Genomic DNA, 20,947 nt, shown 5'->3' on the forward strand with positions numbered 1-20,947 from the left:
ATGCCCGAAATTAGTCGGTTCTTTGGCATCATCATTTCAATGTATTACAGCGATCACCCTCCACCGCATTTTCATGTGCGCTACGGTCAATAAAGGGCAATTGTGTCAATTCAGGATCTCTCAATTTTGGAGGGTAAGCTTTCATCAAGAGTTTGGAGTTTGGTTCTAGACTGGGCAACCTTGCACCAAGCAAAATTGATGGAGAATTGGAATTTAGCTCGCCAAAATATTTCATTAGATGAAATAGAACCACTGGAGTAAGCCATGCTCAAGGATGTTATTGCAGCGCAACCTTTAGACAATCACCACTTGCATCTTCAGTTTGAAGACGGGGTGGAGGGAGTTGTTGATTTAAAGGAATTAGTAGAGTTTTCGGGAGTTTTTACACTCCTCAAAGATCCTGAATATTTTGCCCAGCTTCGAGTCCATCCAGAATTAGGTACTGTGGTCTGGGACAATGGAGCCGATCTTGATCCTGATGTTTTGTATTCGATTGTCTCAGGAGAAGAGATTCCAACTTACTCAACCTATGAGGTTCGAGAGGTTTTTGGAGAATGAGAAGTTTTGAAAGCGATCGCCTCCTGCTTCGCCAATGGAACCCTGACGCTGAAACAGAAGCCGCTTTCGAGATTTACGGTGACTCTGAGGTGATGCAGTGGATTGGTGATGGGACAACAGTGTCTGATATTGGAACATTACGTGAAAAACTTCGCCGACGAAATCAACAATGCCTTGACCTAAACGATGGAACAGGTTTCTGGGCAATTGTGGAGCAGGAAACAGAATATCCGATCGGAACAGTGATTCTGAAGCGGTTACCAGATGGTGATGGACAAATCACCCCTGATTGGGAAGTAGGATGGCATTTACGAAAGGCTTCTTGGGGCAAAGGGTACGCAACAGAGGCGGCGAGAGCGATCGTAGATTATGGATTCAAAGTGCTGAAGTTGCCCTGTATTTATGCGATCGCCTATCCTGAAAACCGTCCTTCTATCCGAGTAATGGAGCGGTTAGGAATGACAGCCGTAGGGCTAACCAGCCAATATTATGGTCGCCATGATTTAGTTCTGTATCAAGCAACTTCGCCAGTTTGATGAAAGCTATTGTTCCTGTACCTCTCCCCACTACCATAGTTTGATAGAATTTAGGGCTGTCGGTAAACACATCACGCTGGTTGGAGAGACGGTATGGCTCGAATGTACTATGACACAGATGCAAATTTAGACCTTTTAGCCGGGAAAACCGTTGCCATCGTTGGTTACGGCTCTCAGGGTCATGCTCACGCCCTCAACTTGAAAGATAGTGGTGTGAATGTGATTGTAGGGCTATATCCTGGTAGCAAATCAACCGCAAAGGCAGAGGCAGCAGGACTAGGAGTAAAATCTGTTGCAGATGCCGCCGCAGCCGCTGACTTCATCATGATTCTGCTGCCGGATGAGGCGCAGAAAACGGTTTACAAAGAAGAAATTGAGCCAAATTTGAAGCCCGGTAAGGTACTGGCGTTCGCCCACGGGTTTAATATCCACTTTGCCCAAGTTGTGCCGCCTGCTGATGTAGACGTAGTGATGATTGCCCCCAAAGGTCCGGGGCATTTGGTGCGCCGAACTTATGAGCAAGGCGAAGGCGTTCCGGCACTGTTTGCGATTTATCAAGATGCTTCGGGTCAAGCCCGCGATCGCGCTATGGCATACGCTAAAGGCATCGGTGGCACTCGCGCTGGGGTCCTGGAAACCACTTTCCGCGAAGAAACCGAAACCGATTTGTTTGGCGAACAAGCAGTTCTGTGTGGCGGCTTGTCGGCGCTAATCAAGGCAGGATTTGAAACGTTGGTGGAGGCAGGCTATCAACCTGAGTTGGCTTACTTTGAATGCTTGCATGAGGTGAAGCTAATTGTTGATTTGGTCGTAGAAGGCGGTTTAGCCCAAATGCGCGACAGCATTTCAAATACGGCTGAATACGGCGACTACACCCGTGGTCCTCGCATTGTTACCGAGTCCACTAAAGCCGAGATGAAGAAAATTCTCACCGAAATTCAGACTGGGCAATTTGCCCGCGAGTTTGTGCTGGAGAACGTTTCAGGCAAAGCAGGTTTCACCGCTATGCGCCGCCGCGAAGCCGAGCATCCCATTGAGGAAGTGGGGAAAGATTTGCGAGCGATGTTTAGCTGGTTGAAAAAGGTTTAGTCGCAAACTCAGGACGATCGCCAATCCAAGGTCTAGCTGCTTCCATTTGGGCAGCTAGAGCAATTAAGGTCACTTCATCGGCAGGTCTGCCTACAAGCTGCACGCCGATGGGTAGACCTTTGGGTGTAAATCCGGCAGGAATGGCGATCGCAGGTTGCCCCGTAGCATTGAACGGTGGACAAGGCGTTACCCAGTAAGCAACTTTATCGAAGATTTTGGGAGGACGCAGCTTGCTCCATTCACCTACTTGAATCGTGGGATACATAAAGATAGGCAGAACCAGAACATCCACATGATTGAAGCTGGCAACTAGTTTTCTGGCTAAGGTCTGCATTTTGGTGACGGCAGTGAGGTACTGACCACCTGATTTTTTGCGCGATCGCTTCAGCAAATATCGATTCATCTTGTCTAAGAAAAACCACGGTACGCCCACATCGACCCCAGCTTGCCAAACAGTAGAAATAGGTTCGAGTAAATCATTAAAATCGATAGAAACTAGCTCTGGATGGTGCCCCAAATCTTCTAAAAGCTGTACGGTACTCATCACTGATTGTTCGCAGACTGGATCGATCGCCCCCATCGGCGGCAGAAATGTGGCATAGCCCACTCGTAATTTCTGGAGCGGCTTACGGGTCGCCTCTAAAAATGAGTGAACGGGATCAGGGAGCCAGTAAGGATCACCTAGCACTTGCCCCGACATCACATCTAAAAGCGCCGCCGCATCTGACACTGTGCGCGCTAAAGGGCCGTGAGTTGCTAATCCACTCAGCACATCGCCCGTAGGCGCATGGGAAACCCGCCCTCTAGAAGGCTTAATACCCACTAAGCCACAGCAGCCAGCAGGGCCTCGAATAGAGCCGCCGCCATCAGAGCCTTGGACGATCGCACATAACCCTGCTGCCAAAGCCGCTGCTGCGCCCCCACTCGATCCGCCCGGTGTATAGTTCAAGTTCCAGGGGTTACGAGTTGGCGCAAAACCCCTAGCCTCGGTATAGGGCGTAGAACCCAGCGCCGAAGTCGCAGTTTTACCCAGCAGAATAAATCCTGCATTTCGCATTCGCCTAACAACCTCTGCATCTTGGGGAGGCTGCCGATCTTTCAGCACTTTCACGCCGTAGCTACAGGGCATGCCTGCCACAGGCGTAAGGTCTTTGATGGCAGTGGGGACACCAAAAAAAGGTGGTAGCTCTTCTGGATGCACAGTAGCTAAAAACTCGGTTTTAGCTTGGGCATCGTCTAAGGCTTGCTCAGCGGCGATCGTCCAGAAGCTACCCAGATGAGGATCAAGCTGCTGAATGCGATCGAGATAAAGCTGCACTAACTCAATGGGCGAAATTTCTTTGTGACGAATCAGCCGGGCTTGATCTAGAGCAGGGGTAAACGCCAAATCTACAGAGTCCATATTTTTACTCTCGGCTTGCTGGAAGGACAACTGCTGCTTGCTAAGCCTATCTAGCTGACTGCATACCTGGCTGAATGTAACAAAAAATGGTAGGGTCTAGCAGACTTTTTTGTCTAGGCTAAAATTCTGCTGGGGGTGTTGGCGGATGGCTAGTAAAGGGTGGCAGCGGTGGCACACTACCAGGCTGGGGCACAGGGCGATCGGGGAAGGCGCACTCTACAGTAATTTTAATATTGCAGCCTGCTGTACCCGTTGCAATATAGGGCACGCCACCCATGCCGCTAACATTAACGCCAAACTCTAGAGATACTTTTTTTACTTCAGCCAAAGACGCATCTCGAAACGCATTAAGCGTGTATTTGGTGTAGGTTTTAATGGTGCTTTCGATCGCCTTAAAACTTTGCGCCATTTGTTCAGCAGAATTAAAAACTCCGCCCTTTTGTCCTCCGCGCCTAACCTCGCCTCCGATTTCTCCGGTACCTACAGTTGGCACTGCAAGGTCTTCGGCAGCTTCAATATAAATAATAGTGTCGGCATCGATCTGAATGGCTTGAAGCTTGCTCATAAAAAATTATCCTGCTGTAGTGCAACTTGAAGGCTACCCTACTCTTTCAATCCTAGATCTGTAAATAAGTCTGTCTTAGTCGAACTTTACACTTATGATTGCCTCTTCTCACTCGCCGCTTGCTGACAGAATTATTGTGCCGCTAGATGTTCCTACCGAGGCAGACGCGATCGCCCTGCTCGATCGCCTTCCCCAAGTTACCTTTTGGAAAGTTGGGCTGGAACTCTTCGTCAGCAGCGGCTCTTACATCTTAGAAGCCCTTAAAACCCGCGAGAAACGCATCTTCCTCGACTTGAAATTCCATGACATCCCTAACACCATGGCAGGAGCCTGTCGTGCTGCTGCTCAATACGGGGTTGATTTAGTCACCGTTCATGCAGCTGCGGGACAAGCAGCTCTCAAAGCAGCGCAAATTGCCGCTGAGGAAGGAGCCACTGCTGCTGGACTGCCCACCCCTAACCTGATTGCCGTAACGCTGCTAACAAGCATCAATTCCAGAGCATTAGCCTTTGAACTCAAAATTCCGCTAGAGCTAGGCGACTATGCTTTGCAAATGGCATTGATGGTAGAAGAAAGCGGATTGGCGGGCATTGTTTGTTCGCCGCAAGAGGTGGCGCAGTTACGAAATGCTTGTCGAAAAGGCTTCGTATTTGTTTGCCCTGGTGTGCGCCCCACTTGGGCAGAAACAGGAGATCAGCAGCGATCGCTGACCCCAGCCGCTGCCATCAAAGCCGGAGCCGATTATTTAGTCATAGGTCGCCCCATCACCGCAGCCGCCGATCCGGCAGCGGCGTTTGCCCAAATTGTTCAAGAAATAGGGCAGAGCGCAAATGAAAAGTGAGAGCAATCGATCAATCACTGCGTTGCAGAAAATAACCGGGGCGATCGCTTGCTTCAGTCTCGTTTCCCTTGCTTCTCCGGCATGGGGAGAACCCCCAAAGAATCTAATTCGCCCACCGATCCAATGCCCTGCTAATCTTCTGACCCTAATGCCTCTGCTGCTGAGAGATTTGCCTAGCTATGCTAACCGCGTCAACCAGCGAGCATACACCAACTTCCGCACCGCCGATGTTCCTGGCTACACCATCCTGGCAGATCATCTAGAATATGCGCCTTTAAGCCTAAATTCGGAAGGAACATTACCTTCCCTAGAAGACCAACCGACTCAAGTGTTTTTTACAACTCTTGAACGGCAATATGTTTCTGGAAAACCTGTTAGTCTTCAGCATTACCATCGTTTGTTTTTAGTGGAGACTCAAGACGGCTGGCAGCTATCGCTGATGTTTTCAACCCTAGGAGATTATCCAGCCGACCAACCGCCCACGCCGCCCCAAGATACTAGCCAGGGAGTTATTGCTCAAGCCATTCGGCTGTGGCTGCGAGATTGTTGGGCTGGGAGTGTGGCGGCTGATAGTTCTGCTGAGGCTCAACCTGCTGATACTCAACTTTAGGGCGACTCTTCCTGAGAAACCTGCAACTGCACGTAAACTAATACCAGTGTGACAGCCAGCAATACGATCGCCGCTGCGGCTGCGTAGCCCATATCAAACTGAGCAAACGCCTGATTGTAGATATAAAACACTAGCAAATTAGTCGAGTTTAAAGGGCCTCCGCCCGTCATCACATAGGGCTGTTCAAAGCTTCGCAGCGTAAAGATTGCCGTAGTCACCCCTGCAAAAATCAGCGTCGGGCGTAATCCGGGCAGCGTAATATGCCAAAACTGCTGCCAACCATCTGCCCCATCTAACTCTGCTGCCTCATAAAGGTTGACCGGGATCGCTTGCAACCCGGCTAAAAATACCACCATGTTGAAGCCTAACTGCTTCCAAGTGCTAAGTAAAATCAGCACGGGCATTGCCCAAGTTGGGCTGCTGAGCCAAGGAATAGATTCTATGCCTAGTCCGTTCAAAAAGTCATTCACAGGGCCGTCATTCTGAAACAACCAGCGAAAGCCTAAACCCGCTGCTACCAATGAAGTAATAGAGGGAAGAAAATAAGCAGTTCGCAGTGCTCCCCGCAGAGCAAAAGACCGATTCAGCAATATGGCTAATCCTAAAGGAATCACTAAACTTGGAATGACTGTTGCTATCGTGAAATATGCAGTATTACTCAACACCTGCCAAAAATCTGGATCGACCAACAGCCGCCAGTAGTTACGTAACCCTACCCAACGAGTCCCCTCACGGGTGAAGTTTCCAGCAGTAAAGCTGAGATAGACTAAGTAGGCGATCGGGTAAAGTAAAAACACGCCTATTAGGATTAGTGCCGGAGAGAGAAACAGCCAGGCTGCCCGCGCTTCTTGTTGCGATCGATCTAAAGTTTTCACAGTAAGAAATTTGACACTGTTCTCATGGAATGGTTCTCATTGAATGGTAGGCTAATCCATCGTCTTTCAGAAATTGTTTTTGAGAAATGGATATCTTGCCGATCGCCACGCCTAATTTAGAAAGTGCTGTCATCATCTCCCCCGAGGTGCCGCTCGTTTCAACCGTTTCCTTGCGCTTAGGAGTCTTAGCTTCGGGAAATGGCAGCAACTTAGAAGCGATCGCCCAATCCATCACTCAGTACCAACTTCCCGCCCAAATTCAAGTGCTGATTTACAATAATCCCAGCGCTTTAGCTGCCAAGAGATCTGATCGCCTTGGCATTCCCAAAGTGCTGCTGAATCACCGCGACTTTGCTTCCCGCGAGGCATTGGATGAGGCGATCGTGACAACTTTGCACCAGCATCAGGTTGATTGGGTGATTATGGCAGGCTGGATGCGAATCGTCACCCCCGTTCTAATCAACGCCTTCCCTAACCAAATACTCAATATTCATCCCAGTTTGCTTCCCAGCTTCCCTGGCATTCGGGCTGTAGAGCAAGCATTAGCGGCAGGGGTAAAAATCGCGGGATGTACGGTGCATCGAGTCATCACGGCGGTAGACAGCGGCTCGATTATTATGCAAGCGGCAGTGCCAGTGTTGCCTCATGACACGCCCGAGACGTTGAGCCAACGGATTCAGGTGCAGGAGCATATTATTTTTCCAAGAGCGATCGCCTTAGTAGCAGCATCAGCTAAACATAGCCCTTAGCTCTCAGGCTCACTGCTAATCTCAATCTCCAGAGTCTCCTCATCAATCTGAATGTATAAAATATTGGGCTGACAGCAAACTTGACAATCTTCCACATAAGACTGCTGTGATCCGGCGCTCAAATCTACAAACGTCGAAATGCTTTCACCACAATAGGCGCAGCTATACTCAGCCATATTTTCCATGATCTTAAACCTGGGTTCGATCGGTCAAGATCTCGTAACCATCTTCAGTCACCAAAACAGTATGCTCGAACTGGGCTGAAAGGGCACGATCGACCGTAATCACTGTCCAGCGATCGGCAAGGGTTTGAGTGTGCCGTGAACCTGCGTTAAGGATAGGTTCGATCGCTAATGTCATCCCAGCCCTGAGCTTGACGTTGGGCATTTCGTGCGTGCGGAAGTTAAACACAGCAGGCTCTTCGTGAAGGTTACGCCCTACGCCGTGCCCCGTAAAATCTTCCACAATTTTGAAGCCACTCGCCTCAGCGTGATCCTGTATGGCTCCGGCAATATCTAGCAAATACTTTCCTGCCTTGACTTGCTCAATGCCTTTGTAGAGCGACTCTTCAGCGACTCGAATCAGCTTGGCAGCAGCAGGCTTGACTTCACCCACAGCGATCGTAATACAAGAGTCGCCATGGAACCCTTCAAAGAATGCGCCCGTATCCACCTTCAGCACATCTCCTTTACGGAGTAGCTTTTTAGCTCTGGGGATACCATGCACCACCTCGTTATTAATGCTGGCGCAGATAGAAGATGGAAAACCGTGGTAGCCCTTAAAACTAGGCGTTGCACCCATCTCCCGAATGCGCTTTTCGGCATGAGCATCCAAATCCTTTGTGGTCATTCCCGGCTGCACTAGCTCAGAGATTTCCTTCAACACCGTTGCCACGATCGCCCCTGCTTGCCGCATAATCTCGATTTCTTGAGGAGTCTTGAGTTCAATTCCTCGGCGCTGCTTTTTGGCACGGGGCTGAGGATTGGTGATTTTGGGCAGGAGATTAGTCAGTATATTCATGAAAGCAAAGGGTCGCCAAAGGCAAGTTTAGAATCGCGTCCTTTATCGTAACAAGTTCTAGATATACTTTTGTTCCTTGCTTTGTTCTGTGGGGGATAAAGGGCTAGGGGATGGAGCACCAAACTCTACATGGGGCAATGTTGCGGGGTGAGGACGCGCTTCGGGACGATCTTCTTGTCGGCAGTAGGGGCGGGAATAACAGAGCGGCATTTCGAGAGAGTGCTTTTCTAAGAAGGCGCGATCGTTCATCACTGTTTCAGTTAAACCGTCAAACACAATTCGTCCACCGCTCAAAACAATCGTTCGGCGACAGAGATCTAACGCCATATCCAAATCATGAGTGGCAATGAGTTGAGTTAAGGGCAAGTTTTGCAAAAGATAGATAAGCTGCCGCCGACTGCGGGGATCAAGCTGGGCGGTGGGTTCATCTAGCACTAAAACTTGGGGCTGCATGGCAAGCACTCCGGCGATCGCCACCCGTTTCTTTTCACCTCCCGATAAGTTGCTAGCAATGCGCCCTCCAAATTTGTCTGGTTCAAGTCCCACCGCCGCCATTGCGTGCCTTGCCCGATGATTTAGGTCGTGCCCTCGGATGCCCTGGTTCATGACTCCGAAGGTAATATCTTCCCAAACAGTCGGCATAAAAATCTGGTCATCGGGGTTCTGAAACACTAGCCCGACAAAATTGCGGATTGCCTTCAAATATTTAGGTTCTACAGGCATCTCGCCAATGACAATTTCGCCTGTTTGGGGCAGCAGAATGCCGTTTAAATGCTGCAAGAACGTAGACTTACCTGAGCCGTTTGCACCCACGATCGCCACTTTTTCACTGGCAGAAATCGACAGATTAATCTCTTGCAACGCCTGCGTACCATCGGCATAGGCATAGCTGAGGTTCTTAATATCAATGGGGTTGTGATGCATTCACGAATGACCTAAATAAATCGATTGTCCAGAAAGCAGTAGCAGCACAGTGAAAGTGATGGCGAAAAAATCTAGCCGCCCACTTTTATACGCCTCTGCAACCGGAGGTAAACCATTGTATCCACGAGACAGCATGGCATGATGAATGCGATCGCCTCGTTCATAAGTCCGAACAAACAGCGATCCCATCATGTTTCCTACTACCAAGCGCTGCCAGCGATTGCTCCCCATCAAATTTCGCGAAGCCGCCGCCCGCTTCATAGTCTCAAACTCTTCCGCCAACACGCCAATATAGCGATACATGGAAGCCATAATTGCTACCAAAAGCGGTGGCGTTCTCAAGGCTGCGAAGGCATGGAGGAGGGCTGCGATCGAAGTCGTCAGAACCAACAAATTCATCATCATCACGCACAGTAGTGACTTTAATGTAACGCTGCCCAACACTATTAATCCAACGGTCGTGATTCTTAGCCAGCCCCACTGCCACAAAACCTCACCGCCATCGCGAAACAAAGTTCCCAACAGCACAACGCTGATAAAAACCATCTCAACCGCTACTCGCTGCAATAAAACAGCCAGTGTCAAGCGACTAAGCAAAATTAAGGTTCCAAGACTGATCCCATAAATTGCCCAAGTTATCCAATGTCCATTTGGCGTGAGGGCAGTGGCAAACACGAATAACAAGGCGCAGAGGAGACGGGTACGAGGAACCAGCTTGTGCCAAAGCGTAGAGCCTTGGCTATTGACATCCAATTGGAACGCGCCAATGTGAAGAAGCATTAAGTCTCGTCTGAATTGAGGAGCATATGAACAGGTGATTATGAATCAGACGTTTGGCTAGAGCCTTTGACTAAGAGCTTGCCTGCGCCCCAAGCCAGTCCAAATGCTGCCAAAGTTCCTGCCAAACCTGCTAATGGGGTGGCGATCGCTTCTGGCACTCCGCGCACGGCATACTCATCGAACATCGAGTAAAACGGCAGATTATGGGAAATGGGATTTTCTGCCGCATTCTTTTCAAAACCAAGATCCTGAGCCGTCCGGTCTAAGCCATCCGGGTCAGAACTTGCAAAGGGCGATACAAAGATTGCAATCAAAAGCGCAATCCCTAAACCTGTAAACACAAATGCACGGGTTTTCATAAAGTATTCCTCTAAAGATCGGGTCATTCAGGGACTAGAAGGTCAGAAACTAAAAGTCAATGAGAGCTTAAAAAGCAATTGTGGGGGGCTTTCGGCGAGGGCGATCGAACATCATATCTGGGCGAGTGCGCCACACGTAACCCACTGCCAATACTGTAATGATTGCTTCGCCAATGCCAATGAAAACGTGCCAGGTCAGCATTGCAGTTAATGCCACTCCTAAGGGCACGGTTCCAGAAAGAGCAAGCTGAAAAGCCGTAACTAAGGCAGCAATGACAACGCTGCTCCAAGCCGCGATCGCCACCGCGATCGCCGTTCCTCGCCAAGCGTCAAATCCAAAGGCAGAACGCAGTGCTTTATAGAGGTAATATCCTGCAAACGTTCCGATCAAGCCCATATTAAAAATGTTGGCTCCAAGTACCGTCAGTCCACCGTCTTGAAACAAGGTGGCCTGCACAATAAACACAACAGTCATCACCAGCGTCCCTGCCCAGGGCCCTAACAAAACCGCAGCTAGCGTGCCGCCTAGCAAGTGCCCCGACGTTCCACCTGGGATGGGAAAGTTGATCATTTGTGCTGCAAAAATGAATGCCGCACAAACTCCCATCAAGGGTACAGTTCGTTCCTGATACTCGGACTGAACACGGTTAAGAGCAATCGCAACTAGGGCGATCGACGCTATCCAAGTTACTAAGCTCACAGGCGCACTTAGAAAACCATCAGGAATATGCAGAGCGAGATGGGGATGGATCGTCCAAGACAACCAACTCGACAATGAGATTTCAGACATCATAAACATCCTAAAATAACAACAAGGAGAATGAGCAAAATGCTAGACGTTCAAAACCAATAGGCGCTTTGTCTTTATGTACCTTAAATGAATTTTCTAAAAGAGGATAGCCCAAGCAGAATATGTATCAAATTTTATGAAATTTATCATCGCCCTTAGGGTAGAGGAGGTTTAGGGGTTCAACAGTCAGAAAATACCTAATTGCAGCAGAAATTAAGAAAATCAACACTTCTATTGGCGATCGAGAGCCGATCGACAGAACCTTCTAGACTTGTTCCCTAATTTTATTCAAGCGACTTTCTAGAAACCCTTCCCTATGTCCTCTCTGATCATGTAGAATTAGCGATCGTGAGTTTTAACAAAATTAAATGAACGCCCAAGCAATTATTAACTCCATTGAATCGGAGCATTTGAAGTCCGATCTCCCCATAATTCACGTCGGTGACACCGTTAAGGTCGGCGTTAAAATTAAGGAAGGAGAGAAAGAGCGAGTCCAGCCCTACGAGGGTACGGTCATCGCCATGCGGAATGGTGGAATTAGCGAAACCATCACCGTTCGGAAGATTTTCCAAGGCGTTGGGGTTGAGCGAGTCTTCTTGCTCCATTCCCCTCTCGTCGCCTCAATTACGATTATTCGTCGAGGCAAAGCTCGACGGGCGAAGCTTTACTACCTGCGCGATCGCGTGGGCAAGTCGGCTCGTTTGAAGCAGCGGTTCGATCGTCCTATCTAAACAAGTCGCTTGCTCAAAGTTTATTAAAGCGAGTGGCAAGCAACCTGTTACACTAGGAAAGGCATTCTAGGAGAGCCGTCTCTTCAGATTGTGCGCTCTTAGTTCAGTTGGTAGAACGTCGGTCTCCAAAACCGGATGTCGGGGGTTCAAGTCCTCCAGGGCGCGCTGATTGTTTTCGTAGGGTGTTTTAAGTGGCTTATTTTAAGCAGATTGCACCTATTGCTTTAAGCCGGAGCGATCGAAATATCATCTAGAGTTACGCGGCGAGGGGACTGTGGCAAAAAAAGACGAAATTGAAGCAAAACAAGAGCCGAAAGATCTGAAAGGTTCTAAAGACTCTAAAGAAGCGAGTAAGTCAACTGCTTCTGGCGGTAATAAGGTTTCTAGCTTTCTTCAAGGCAGTAAGGAAGAACTAGATAAAGTGGTTTGGCCTAGTCGCCAACAACTCATCAGCGAATCTATTGCTGTGGTTCTTATGGTGACCCTCTCTGCAACGTTAATCTACTTGGTTGACAATCTCTTTAGATGGGCTGCTACACAGGTGTTCTAATGGTTTTTGCATCAGATGAATCTGAAAATAGTTTGATGTTGTCTGAGGAGGAAGTTGCAGAACTTACCTCCAAAGGCGCACGTTGGTATGCAGTCCAGGTTGCCTCTGGCTGTGAAAATCGGGTCAAGATGAATTTGGAACAGCGAATTGAAACTCTAGATGTGGCAAATCGCATTTTCCAAATTGAAATTCCCCAAACCCCAATCCTCAAGCCCACTAAGGCGGGTAAGCCCAAGGAAAGCAATGAAAAAGTTTTCCCTGGCTATGTTCTCGTTCGTATGATTATGGACGATGAATCTTGGCAAGTCGTCAAGAACACGCCTAATGTCATTAACTTTGTTGGAGCCGAGCAAAAGCGACGCTATGGCAGAGGTCGAGGACACGTGACTCCCGTTCCCCTGGGTGCAGGTGAGGTCGATCGCATCTTCAAACAAGCATTGGAACAGAAGCCTCTAGTCAAATTTGATATGGCTACGGGTGACAAGGTAATAGTGTTAAACGGTCCCTTTAAGGACTTTGAGGGTGAGGTGATTGAGGTCACTCCTGAGCGCGGCAAGCTCAAGGCACTTCTTTCCATTTTTGGCAGAGACACGCCCGTAGAGTTGGAATTTAACCAGGTTCAGAAACAGAGCTAAATCGGTAATGGCAAAAAAAGTTGTAGCAATTATTAAACTAGCAATCACTGCTGGTAAAGCGAACCCGGCTCCTCCCATTGGTCCTGCCTTGGGTCAGCACGGGGTCAACATCATGATGTTCTGCAAAGAATATAATGCCCGCACCATGGATCAGGCGGGTCTTGTCATTCCAGTAGAAATCTCGGTATTTGAAGACCGCAGTTTCACGTTTATTCTCAAAACACCGCCTGCATCTGTGCTGATTTGCAAAGCAGCAGGCATTGAACGCGGTTCGGGCGAACCCAACAAAACGAAGGTGGGTTCCATTACTCAGGCTCAGCTTCAAGAGATCGCTCAGACCAAGCTGCCTGACCTTAACGCAAACGATATTGAAGCTGCAATGAAAATTGTCGCTGGAACTGCCCGTAACATGGGTGTTTCCATCGTTTAAGCTGTTGTCATTGTATTCAGAATTCATGTTCAACCTATTGTGGGGGAGGGGCAGCGCCTCGCTAATACCCCAGGAGATTAAAAATGGCTAAAAAAGTATCCCGTCGATTGCAAGAATTGCAGAAGAAGGTCGAAGAGCGAACCTATCAGCCTTTAGAAGCTTTAACTTTGCTGAAAGAAACTGCAACGGCCAAGTTTGTAGAATCGGCTGAAGCGCATATCCGTCTTGGTATTGACCCTAAGTACAGCGACCAACAGATCAGAACGACTGTGGCGTTGCCTAAAGGTACAGGGCAGGTGACCCGAGTTGCTGTGATTGCTAGAGGCGAAAAGGTCACAGAAGCGACGAACGCTGGAGCAGATCTCTCAGGCTCGGAAGAGTTGATTGAGGATATTGCTAAAGGCATGATGGATTTTGATGTGCTGATTGCTACGCCCGACATGATGCCTCAGGTGGCAAAGTTGGGTCGTCAACTAGGGCCTCGTGGATTAATGCCTTCTCCTAAGGGTGGTACCGTTACCTTTGATGTGGCGCAAGCTATTTCTGAGTTCAAAGCTGGTAAGCTGGAGTTCCGGGCTGACCGAACAGGTATTGTTCATGTTTTGTTTGGCAAGGCTTCTTTCTCAGAAGATGATTTGCTGACTAACCTGAAGGCGTTGCAGGAAACGATCGATCGCAATCGCCCTTCAGGAGCAAAGGGCCGTTTTTGGCGGACGATGTATATCTCGTCAACTATGGGACCTTCTATTGAGCTAGACATTAATGCTCTCCGCGACCTGAAGACTGACGCTAACTAAGGAGCGCCTAGAATTGCAGATTTTGTCCAAACTAAATCAGTAGAACCCAAGACAGCAGGTGCCATGTGCTTAATTGCCTGCCGAGGTTTGAATTTCAACTTGTCGTGTGTGACGGGTTTAAAGAAATTTGAAAACCTCGGAGTCTGAGCCGAGGTTTTTTATTGAGAATAGTTTTGTCTTAGAAAACAACCTAGAAGTTTGGACGACAAATAGTTTATCCCGGTTTTTCAAGGAGGTGAGATACGTATGGGTAGAACGCTAGAAGAGAAGAAAGGCACTGTGTCTGATCTCAAGGAAACTTTGAGTCATGCTCAGTTGGCAGTGGTTATTGACTATAAAGGTCTAACCGTTGCTGAAATGACCGACTTGCGCAATCGTCTCCGCCCCAAAGGTGGACAATGCAAGATTGCTAAGAACACGCTGATGAAGATTGCGATCGCGGGTGACAAAAAATGGGAAACCATGTCGCCCCTTTGCAAAGATTCTGCCGCATTCTTACTAATCGGCGAAGACATTGGTGGTGCCCTCAAGGCTTACCAAGAGTTCCAAAAAGTCTCCAAAAAATCCACCATTATGGGTGGCGCTATGGAGGGCAAGATTCTGAGCGAAGACCAGGTTAAGGCGATCGCTGACCTGCCTTCTAAAGAGCAACTCATGGCACAAATTGCGGGTGCCCTCAATGCTGTTACCGCCAAGATTGCCATTGGCATCAATCAAGTGCCTTCTGGTTTAGCAAGAGCGCTGCAAGCGGTTGCTGACAAAGAGCAGTAATGCTGGTTTCACTCATCATTCCTCGTTTCAATCTTATTCACTAAGGAGTTTCGTCCATGTCTACTAAAACTGATTCCATTCTTGAAGAACTAAAGACTCTGACTCTACTCGAAGCCTCTGAACTGGTTAAAGGCATCGAAGAAGCCTTCGGCGTTAGTGCTGCGGCTCCTGTTGGCGGCATGATGATGGCTGCGGCTCCAGGTGCTCCGGCTGAAGAAGTTGAAGAGCAGACCGAATTTAATGTTGTCCTTGAAGAAGTGCCTGCTGATAAGAAGATTTCCGTTCTAAAGGCAGTTCGTGAATTAACTGGCTTAGGCTTGAAAGAAGCCAAAGATTTGGTGGAATCCACACCTAAGGCTGTTAAAGAAGGCATTGCTAAAGAGGCGGCTGAGGAAGCTAAGAAAGCCCTCGAAACCGCAGGCGGTAAAGCTTCTATTAAGTAAAATTTCTCCTATTAGCTGAAAGTAGAAATAACTCGGTGAGTTGTCTCTACTTCCCACAGGGAGTATAAAGACCCTCAATCTTTTAGGAAGTTGGGGGTCTTTTTGTCAGTTAGCCCTTACTTCAGATTTAGCAATCCTTCTTCCTTCAATTTTGGATCAAATCGAATTGGCATTCTCACACCTCGCAACTCTAGCCCTAATAAAACTTCAGCTTCTACTCGACGCGCAACCTGCTTTAAAGTTTTGATTTTACCCATCTCATCTGTTGCGGCATAAGCCGCTTGCTCTGCTGCTGTCATTTTCAATTTGGCATCAATGGGTTGATTCCAAGTGGATTCTTCTGCATCATTACCAACTGGAGTTGAGCCGTTTTCAGTAATCCAAGCTGCTCGGATTTCTTCTAAAATAGTGCGGCTAGGGCGATCGATCGTTTGAACTTTCAGCCAGTAACATTTTTCAGGTTGCCGAACCAAATGCTGCTTCAAGCTCAGGGAAACGTCACGAGAATAGCCAATAAACTGTAGGGTTTTCGTTTGATCAAAAATGGCGTAAACTCCAACCTTCCCAAAAAATTGTTCAGTTGTTTCCCCTATCTCGTTGAGGTAAGGAATGTATTCTAAAGACGCAAGTGTCGAAGTTATATCGGTGTTCATAAATGAGTGCGTTTATGGCTCTAGAAAATGGGGCAAGGCAGAGTCAGTTAGATTCTTCTTTCGATAAATGGCACATAACCGACTGGGTTGAAAAACCTTTGCCTGAAACATAAAGTTCGGCGGTACGTTAATAATCACGTAGTCTTCAGAATCATGGTATGGCTCGAACTCTACAGGCATTCCCTTGGTTGCGTTGGGAGCGTAGGGAACGGGTTGAAATAGCAGATCGGTAAACTCAATTTCTTCACAGGTTACCTGGTTTGCAATTTGTTGCAGAAAAGTTTCACCTTTGAGTAAGTCAAACAGGGTCTCTTTGGCTGCGGGTTCGAGGGTAAAGTTGCCGTCATATTGCTGAACAATTTTAAGATTCATCGGGGTTCAGGCATTCCTTAAAGCAATGGGCTGTGGGTTGATAGAGGTTGACTTGAGATAACTCCTCTGATCTCAAGCCTATGGGATTGTGGAACACCTGTCAGTAGGGCAAAACGTTTCAAGCGATTAAGAATTGTGATTATCTTTATAGGTCGGGAATTCTGAGTGCGTGAGCATTCTTTATTGATTCAATGGCAGGACAGATGCGCAACTTCTCGAAATTAAGCCTAGTCGGTATGACGGCGATCGCCCTCACGCTCTTTACTCCTTTAACACTTGATTGGCAAGGTTTATCAAAGCAGGGCTTGGGATTGATTCAGGACGATCGCGCTGAAGCCAAGTCTAGTTCAGGGGGGCGATCGCGTGGCGGCTCTTTTAGCGGCGGTTCTTCTGGCAGCAGTTCCTCCAGTCGTTCATCGTCTCCCTCTAGAAGCAGTGGTTCAAGCAGTGGTTCATCGTCTTCATCTGGAAGCAGCAGTTTTTCGTCTCCCTCTCGAAGTAGTGGTGCTTCGAGTAGCGATCGCCCTAGAAGGTCTGATCCCGTTCCCAATAGCCGTCCTGCTTATGGATACTCGACTGGTGGATACTCGACTGGTGGATACTCGACTGACTATAGCAGTAACTCAACCTCTAGCTCTGAGGATGGTGTCTGGCTTACCTTGATTGTGATGGGCGGAATTATTGTGATTGTGATAGGGGGAACTATTGAGGCGATCGCTTACCTCATTTGGAAAGGCAAAGGTAGCGGCACAGATGAAAAAGACAATGATATAGTCACCGTAACGCAGCTTCAGATAGCTTTATTGGCTCAGGAACGGGAAATTCAAAATCGGTTAAGTGAGCTAACTCTCAATGCCGACATGGAAACTCCGGAGGGGCGCAGTGAAATGCTAAAGGAATCGGTGCTGGCGTTGTTGCGATCGCCTGAAAACTGGAGTCATATTTACAGCCACTCGCAAGTTGCTAAAGACCGAGACTCAGCAGGTCAGGTTTTCGAGCAGATCTCGATGACAGAACGCAGCAAAGTAAAAGCCGAAACTTTGGTTAACGTCGGTGGTAAAGTCCGTCATCAAGCCCTCAAGATTTCTAAGGATGCTGATCCGGGTTCTTACATTATTGTGACGCTGCTAGTTGGCACTGAACACGACCAGCCACTGTTTGACAAAGCACAAACTAGCGAAGGTCTGAAAACCGCTTTACAAAACCTGGGAGCAGTTTCTACAGAAGATTTATTGATTTTGGAGCTACTTTGGAATCCTCAAGACTCTAAGGAAAGTTTGACCTATGACGAAATGCTGGAGGCTTACCCTGAGTTGGAGGCGATCGCATAGTAGAAGAGGATAGTCATAATTTGTTAACCCCTACTGGATTATTAGCCGTGATAAATTTTAGAGGCGTTCAGTCTTTTGGTAGAAACTCCCACCTATATGGCAGTCTAGCCTTTAAACTAAACACTGTAGAACGCTTTGGGGCAGTCAAACTTTGCTAGACGAACAAGCTAAAAAAACAATGCTACGCAAAATTCCGCACGGGCTTTTCGTCTGCGGTGTTAAAGACGGTGAAGAAGTCAATGGCTTTACTGCAAGCTGGGTGATGCAGGCATCTTTTCAGCCGCCTTTAGTGGTGAATTGCGTCAATAAGACTTCTGGCTCCCACGCCATGATTCACTCCAGTCAAGTCTTTGCTCTCAGCGTGTTAGGGGCTGAACAAAAAGACATGGCTCAAAAATTCTTCAAGCCCCAACGTCGAGTAGGCAACAAGTTTGAAGACGTAGAATTTTATACGGGTGAGACGGGTTGTCCCATTATTTCCGACTCGTTGGGATATGTAGAATGTCGAGTTGTTGGCACTGTAGAGCATGGTGACCATACAGTATTTGTAGGGGAAGTCATTGCGGCTGGCGTTCACCGTGAAGGCGACCCGCTACTGCTAGAAAGCACGGGTTGGAACTACGGCGGCTAGAGAAGCCTAGAATTTTGCCAAGCGTACTGCTTTGCAGATACCGTAGAGATCGCCTTTGGGCAAAGTCGTTTTTGATCAGCCCTATTTGCTGCTAGTGAAATATTGGAGCAAATAGAATATTAATTTCTCAGGAGGATAGGGTTGCCCGTTCGTCCTTATTAGGTTGCCTAATCTAATGCTTTGAAATTGTCGAGTAATCTTACTGCGAAGAATGCGAAGAATATTATAAAAATAAAAATCCCCCACCTTACGGCAGGGGATTTTTTCATTTACCGATCGAACTGATTAACCGTAACGGCTAGCAGTCGAAGCAATTAGGAATGCCGCGTAAGTCAAGATATACCCCACTGTGAAGTGAGCTAAACCAACCACACGACCTTGAACAATCGACATCGCTACAGGCTTGTCCTTCCAACGAACCAGGTTTGCTAGAGGCGTGCGCTCATGTGCCCAAACGATCGTTTCAATCAACTCTTGCCAGTACCCTCTCCAGGAGATCAGGAACATGAAGCCCGTTGCCCAAACCAGGTGCCCAAATAGGAACATCCAAGCCCAGACCGCCAGATTGTTCATGCCGTAGGGATTATACCCGTTGATCAGCTGAGCAGAATTAAGCCAGAGGTAATCGCGGAGCCAGCCCATGATAGTGACAGACGACTCGTTGAACTGAGCGACGTTACCACTCCAGATTGCCAGATGCTTCCAGTGCCAGTAGAAGGTGACCCAACCAATGGTATTTAGCATCCAGAACATGGCAAGGTAGAACGAATCCCAGGCTGAGATGTCGCACGTACCACCACGACCAGGACCGTCGCAAGGGAAGGCGTAGCCGAAGTCTTTTTTATCAGGCATCAGCTTAGAGCCACGAGCATCCAACGCGCCTTTGACCAAAATCAAGGTGGTGGTATGCAGTCCGAGGGCGATCGCATGGTGAACCAGGAAGTCGCCAGGACCAATCGTCAAGAAGAGCGAGTTTGTGCCGCTGTTGATCGCATCCAACCAGCCAGGTAGCCAAACGTTACCGTAGTTGGGAAATGCAGTGTAAGCCACACTCTCAGGATTAGACAGCAGCGTATCAAAACCGTACAGCAGCTTACCGTGAGACGCTTGAATCCACTGTGCAAACACAGGTTCAATCAAGATTTGCTTCTCAGGAGTTGCAAAGGCTTGCATCACATCGTTGTGGACATAAATCCCCAGCGTGTGGAAGCCCAAGAATAGAGAGACCCAGCTTAAGTGCGAAATAATCGCTTCTTTATGCTGAAGTACCCGATCCAACACGTTGTTCTTGTTGGCAGCCGTATCATAATCTCGTACCAAGAAGATGGCACCATGAGCGAATGCCCCAACCATGATAAAGCCAGCAATGTACTGGTGGTGGGTGTAAAGCGCCGCACTCGTGGTGTAATCCTTAGCAATGAAGGCATAAGGAGGCATCGCGTACATATGCTGTGCCACCAAAGAGGTAACAACGCCTAATGCAGCCAATGCAAACGCCAGTTGGAAGTGAAGCGAGTTGTTCATAGTGTCGTATAGACCCTTATGACCTTCGCCTAAGCCACCTTTGGGGGGTTTGTGAGCAGCCAAGATTTCCTTGATGCTGTGACCGATTCCAAAGTTGGTGCGGTACATATGTCCCGCAATGATGAAGATGACTGCGATCGCCAAGTGGTGATGCGCAATATCGGTCAACCACAACGACTCAGTTTGAGGATGGAAGCCACCCAAGAACGTAAGCATCGCAGTTCCCGCACCTGTAGCCGAACCAAAGATGTGATCCGCTGTGTCGGGGTCAGCGGCGTAAACGCCCCAGTTACCCGTAAAGAACGGAGCCAATCCAGCTGGGTGAGGCTTCACTGCTAAGAAGTTGTCCCAGCCCACATGGATACCGCGAGATTCGGGAATTGCCACGTGTACCATGTGCCCCGTCCAAGCCAAAGAGCTAACGCCGAACAGACCAGCCAAGTGGTGGTTAAGGCGAGACTCAGCATTCTTGAACCAAGACAAACTGGGGCGGAACTTGGGCTGAAGGTGGAGCCAACCTGCGAACAGGAAGACCGCCGACAGAATCAGCAGGAAGACAGAACCCGTATAGAGTTCGCCGTTGCTACGCATCCCAATGGTGTACCACCAGTGGTACACACCAGAGTAAGCAATGTTTACGGGACCAGAAGCACCAGCCCGTGTAAAAGCATCAACCGCAGCTTGACCGAAGTGAGGATCCCAGATCGCATGGGCGATCGGACGAACATTCAGCGGATCTTTAACCCACTGTTCAAAGTTACCTTGCCAGGCGACGTGGAACAGGTTGCCCGATGTCCATAAGAAGATGATTGCCAGGTGACCGAAGTGGGAAGCAAAAATCTTTTGGTAAAGGTTTTCTTCCGTCATCCCGTCGTGGCTTTCAAAGTCATGGGCGGTGGCAATCCCGTACCAGAGCCGACGTGTAGTCGGATCCTGAGCCAAACCCTGGCTAAATTTTGGGAATTTTGTTGCCATAATTCT

27 protein-coding genes, 1 tRNA gene, 1 pseudogene and 1 other annotated feature are annotated in these 20,947 nt (G+C 48.4%); of the genes and pseudogenes, 17 read left to right on the forward strand and 12 right to left on the reverse strand.

The features are described from left to right. The 4 genes and pseudogenes from KME11_08775 to ilvC all read left to right on the forward strand — a co-directional run bounded on the left by KME11_08775 (position 1) and on the right by ilvC (position 2,183). Positions 1–261: pseudogene (locus KME11_08775) on the forward strand (DUF4160 domain-containing protein). Between the two features lie 3 nt (positions 262–264). Beyond that, positions 265–558 carry a DUF2442 domain-containing protein gene (locus KME11_08780; protein ID MBW4515304.1) on the forward strand — a complete coding sequence of 98 codons (294 nt, stop codon included), beginning with the start codon at positions 265–267 and terminating at the stop codon, positions 556–558. Then, positions 555–1,094 (forward strand): GNAT family N-acetyltransferase, encoded by a 540-nt coding sequence (locus KME11_08785; GenBank protein MBW4515305.1) that lies wholly within the window; start codon positions 555–557, stop codon positions 1,092–1,094. The genes KME11_08780 and KME11_08785 overlap by 4 nt, the downstream gene beginning before the upstream one ends. A gap of 93 nt (positions 1,095–1,187) precedes the next feature. Then, on the forward strand, positions 1,188–2,183 hold the full coding sequence (ilvC, locus tag KME11_08790) for a ketol-acid reductoisomerase (protein MBW4515306.1): 996 nt from the start codon (positions 1,188–1,190) through the stop codon (positions 2,181–2,183). On the opposite strand, the gene KME11_08795 is transcribed toward ilvC, so the two are convergent. Together KME11_08795 and KME11_08800 are read right to left on the reverse strand one after the other, a co-directional pair. Next, positions 2,161–3,585, reverse strand: coding sequence for an amidase (locus tag KME11_08795; GenBank protein MBW4515307.1), 1,425 nt, complete (start codon positions 3,583–3,585; stop codon positions 2,161–2,163). The two genes, ilvC and KME11_08795, sit on opposite strands and share 23 nt — an antisense overlap. 118 nt (positions 3,586–3,703) lie before the next feature. Beyond that, positions 3,704–4,150, reverse strand: coding sequence for a hypothetical protein (locus tag KME11_08800; GenBank protein MBW4515308.1), 447 nt, complete (start codon positions 4,148–4,150; stop codon positions 3,704–3,706). Between the two features lie 94 nt (positions 4,151–4,244). Here KME11_08800 and pyrF point away from each other — a divergent pair, with 94 nt between their 5' ends. Both pyrF and KME11_08810 read left to right on the forward strand, forming a co-directional pair. Beyond that, entirely contained in the window at positions 4,245–4,991 is a 747-nt protein-coding gene (gene pyrF, locus KME11_08805; protein ID MBW4515309.1) for an orotidine-5'-phosphate decarboxylase, read from the forward strand. Then, positions 4,981–5,601 (forward strand): hypothetical protein, encoded by a 621-nt coding sequence (locus KME11_08810; GenBank protein ID MBW4515310.1) that lies wholly within the window; start codon positions 4,981–4,983, stop codon positions 5,599–5,601. The genes pyrF and KME11_08810 overlap by 11 nt, the downstream gene beginning before the upstream one ends. Here KME11_08810 and KME11_08815 read toward each other — a convergent pair. After that, a complete protein-coding gene (locus KME11_08815) occupies positions 5,598–6,476 on the reverse strand; it encodes a sugar ABC transporter permease (GenBank protein ID MBW4515311.1) in 879 nt (292 codons plus the stop codon). The two genes, KME11_08810 and KME11_08815, sit on opposite strands and share 4 nt — an antisense overlap. A gap of 86 nt (positions 6,477–6,562) precedes the next feature. On the opposite strand from KME11_08815, the gene KME11_08820 reads away from it, so the two are divergent. Continuing rightward, entirely contained in the window at positions 6,563–7,225 is a 663-nt protein-coding gene (locus KME11_08820; protein MBW4515312.1) for a phosphoribosylglycinamide formyltransferase, read from the forward strand. Here the strand turns inward: KME11_08820 and KME11_08825 are convergent. Genes KME11_08825 through cbiM form a run of 6 tightly spaced genes read right to left on the reverse strand, consistent with a single transcriptional unit; the run spans position 7,222 to position 11,101 of the window. Then, positions 7,222–7,410, reverse strand: coding sequence for a CPXCG motif-containing cysteine-rich protein (locus tag KME11_08825; protein MBW4515313.1), 189 nt, complete (start codon positions 7,408–7,410; stop codon positions 7,222–7,224). The two genes, KME11_08820 and KME11_08825, sit on opposite strands and share 4 nt — an antisense overlap. A 4-nt stretch (positions 7,411–7,414) precedes the next feature. Next, positions 7,415–8,245 (reverse strand): type I methionyl aminopeptidase, encoded by an 831-nt coding sequence (gene map, locus KME11_08830; protein ID MBW4515314.1) that lies wholly within the window; start codon positions 8,243–8,245, stop codon positions 7,415–7,417. A gap of 57 nt (positions 8,246–8,302) precedes the next feature. Then, a complete protein-coding gene (locus KME11_08835; protein MBW4515315.1) occupies positions 8,303–9,169 on the reverse strand; it encodes an energy-coupling factor ABC transporter ATP-binding protein in 867 nt (288 codons plus the stop codon). Further along, a complete protein-coding gene (gene cbiQ, locus KME11_08840) occupies positions 9,170–9,949 on the reverse strand; it encodes a cobalt ECF transporter T component CbiQ (GenBank protein ID MBW4515316.1) in 780 nt (259 codons plus the stop codon). Positions 9,950–9,987: 38 nt separating this feature from the next. Continuing rightward, the gene (locus KME11_08845) at positions 9,988–10,335 is read right to left on the reverse strand and encodes a PDGLE domain-containing protein (protein ID MBW4515317.1); all 348 of its coding nucleotides are present in this window, start codon (positions 10,333–10,335) and stop codon (positions 9,988–9,990) included. Between the two features lie 40 nt (positions 10,336–10,375). Further along, the gene (cbiM, locus tag KME11_08850) at positions 10,376–11,101 is read right to left on the reverse strand and encodes a cobalt transporter CbiM (protein ID MBW4515318.1); all 726 of its coding nucleotides are present in this window, start codon (positions 11,099–11,101) and stop codon (positions 10,376–10,378) included. Between the two features lie 365 nt (positions 11,102–11,466). Here cbiM and rplS point away from each other — a divergent pair, with 365 nt between their 5' ends. The 8 genes from rplS to rplL all read left to right on the forward strand — a co-directional run bounded on the left by rplS (position 11,467) and on the right by rplL (position 15,455). Continuing rightward, a complete protein-coding gene (gene rplS, locus KME11_08855) occupies positions 11,467–11,829 on the forward strand; it encodes a 50S ribosomal protein L19 (GenBank protein ID MBW4515319.1) in 363 nt (120 codons plus the stop codon). Between the two features lie 92 nt (positions 11,830–11,921). Further along, positions 11,922–11,994 (forward strand) — tRNA-Trp (locus KME11_08860). Positions 11,995–12,103: 109 nt separating this feature from the next. Beyond that, positions 12,104–12,379 carry a preprotein translocase subunit SecE gene (gene secE, locus KME11_08865; GenBank protein MBW4515320.1) on the forward strand — a complete coding sequence of 92 codons (276 nt, stop codon included), beginning with the start codon at positions 12,104–12,106 and terminating at the stop codon, positions 12,377–12,379. Next, positions 12,379–13,014: a transcription termination/antitermination protein NusG gene (nusG, locus tag KME11_08870; GenBank protein ID MBW4515321.1), complete on the forward strand. Its 636-nt coding sequence runs from the start codon at positions 12,379–12,381 to the stop codon at positions 13,012–13,014. Before secE ends, nusG begins: the two co-directional genes overlap by 1 nt. Before the next feature lie 7 nt (positions 13,015–13,021). After that, on the forward strand, positions 13,022–13,444 hold the full coding sequence (gene rplK / locus KME11_08875; protein MBW4515322.1) for a 50S ribosomal protein L11: 423 nt from the start codon (positions 13,022–13,024) through the stop codon (positions 13,442–13,444). A gap of 83 nt (positions 13,445–13,527) precedes the next feature. Beyond that, positions 13,528–14,241 carry a 50S ribosomal protein L1 gene (rplA, locus tag KME11_08880; GenBank protein ID MBW4515323.1) on the forward strand — a complete coding sequence of 238 codons (714 nt, stop codon included), beginning with the start codon at positions 13,528–13,530 and terminating at the stop codon, positions 14,239–14,241. 27 nt (positions 14,242–14,268) lie between these two features. Then, positions 14,269–14,411, forward strand: a sequence feature (ribosomal protein L10 leader region). A gap of 76 nt (positions 14,412–14,487) precedes the next feature. Beyond that, complete coding sequence (gene rplJ / locus KME11_08885) at positions 14,488–15,012, forward strand: 50S ribosomal protein L10 (protein ID MBW4515324.1); 525 nt, start codon at positions 14,488–14,490, stop codon at positions 15,010–15,012. Positions 15,013–15,068: 56 nt separating this feature from the next. Then, complete coding sequence (rplL, locus tag KME11_08890; protein MBW4515325.1) at positions 15,069–15,455, forward strand: 50S ribosomal protein L7/L12; 387 nt, start codon at positions 15,069–15,071, stop codon at positions 15,453–15,455. Positions 15,456–15,571: 116 nt separating this feature from the next. Here the strand turns inward: rplL and KME11_08895 are convergent, their stop codons facing one another. Further along, positions 15,572–16,108 (reverse strand): GIY-YIG nuclease family protein, encoded by a 537-nt coding sequence (locus KME11_08895; protein MBW4515326.1) that lies wholly within the window; start codon positions 16,106–16,108, stop codon positions 15,572–15,574. Positions 16,109–16,120: 12 nt separating this feature from the next. After that, positions 16,121–16,480 (reverse strand): hypothetical protein, encoded by a 360-nt coding sequence (locus KME11_08900; GenBank protein MBW4515327.1) that lies wholly within the window; start codon positions 16,478–16,480, stop codon positions 16,121–16,123. Between the two features lie 191 nt (positions 16,481–16,671). Here KME11_08900 and KME11_08905 point away from each other — a divergent pair, with 191 nt between their 5' ends. Both KME11_08905 and KME11_08910 read left to right on the forward strand, forming a co-directional pair. Continuing rightward, entirely contained in the window at positions 16,672–17,811 is a 1,140-nt protein-coding gene (locus tag KME11_08905) for a DUF1517 domain-containing protein (GenBank protein MBW4515328.1), read from the forward strand. Between the two features lie 151 nt (positions 17,812–17,962). Next, a complete protein-coding gene (locus KME11_08910; GenBank protein ID MBW4515329.1) occupies positions 17,963–18,442 on the forward strand; it encodes a flavin reductase family protein in 480 nt (159 codons plus the stop codon). A gap of 285 nt (positions 18,443–18,727) precedes the next feature. On the opposite strand, the gene psaB is transcribed toward KME11_08910, so the two are convergent. Further along, positions 18,728–20,941, reverse strand: a complete 2,214-nt coding sequence (psaB, locus tag KME11_08915) for a photosystem I core protein PsaB (GenBank protein ID MBW4515330.1) — start codon at positions 20,939–20,941, stop codon at positions 18,728–18,730. Between the last annotated feature and the right edge of the window lie 6 nt (positions 20,942–20,947).

This window comes from Timaviella obliquedivisa GSE-PSE-MK23-08B (assembly GCA_019358855.1).
Classification (GTDB): Bacteria; Cyanobacteriota; Cyanobacteriia; order Elainellales; family Elainellaceae; genus Timaviella; species Timaviella obliquedivisa.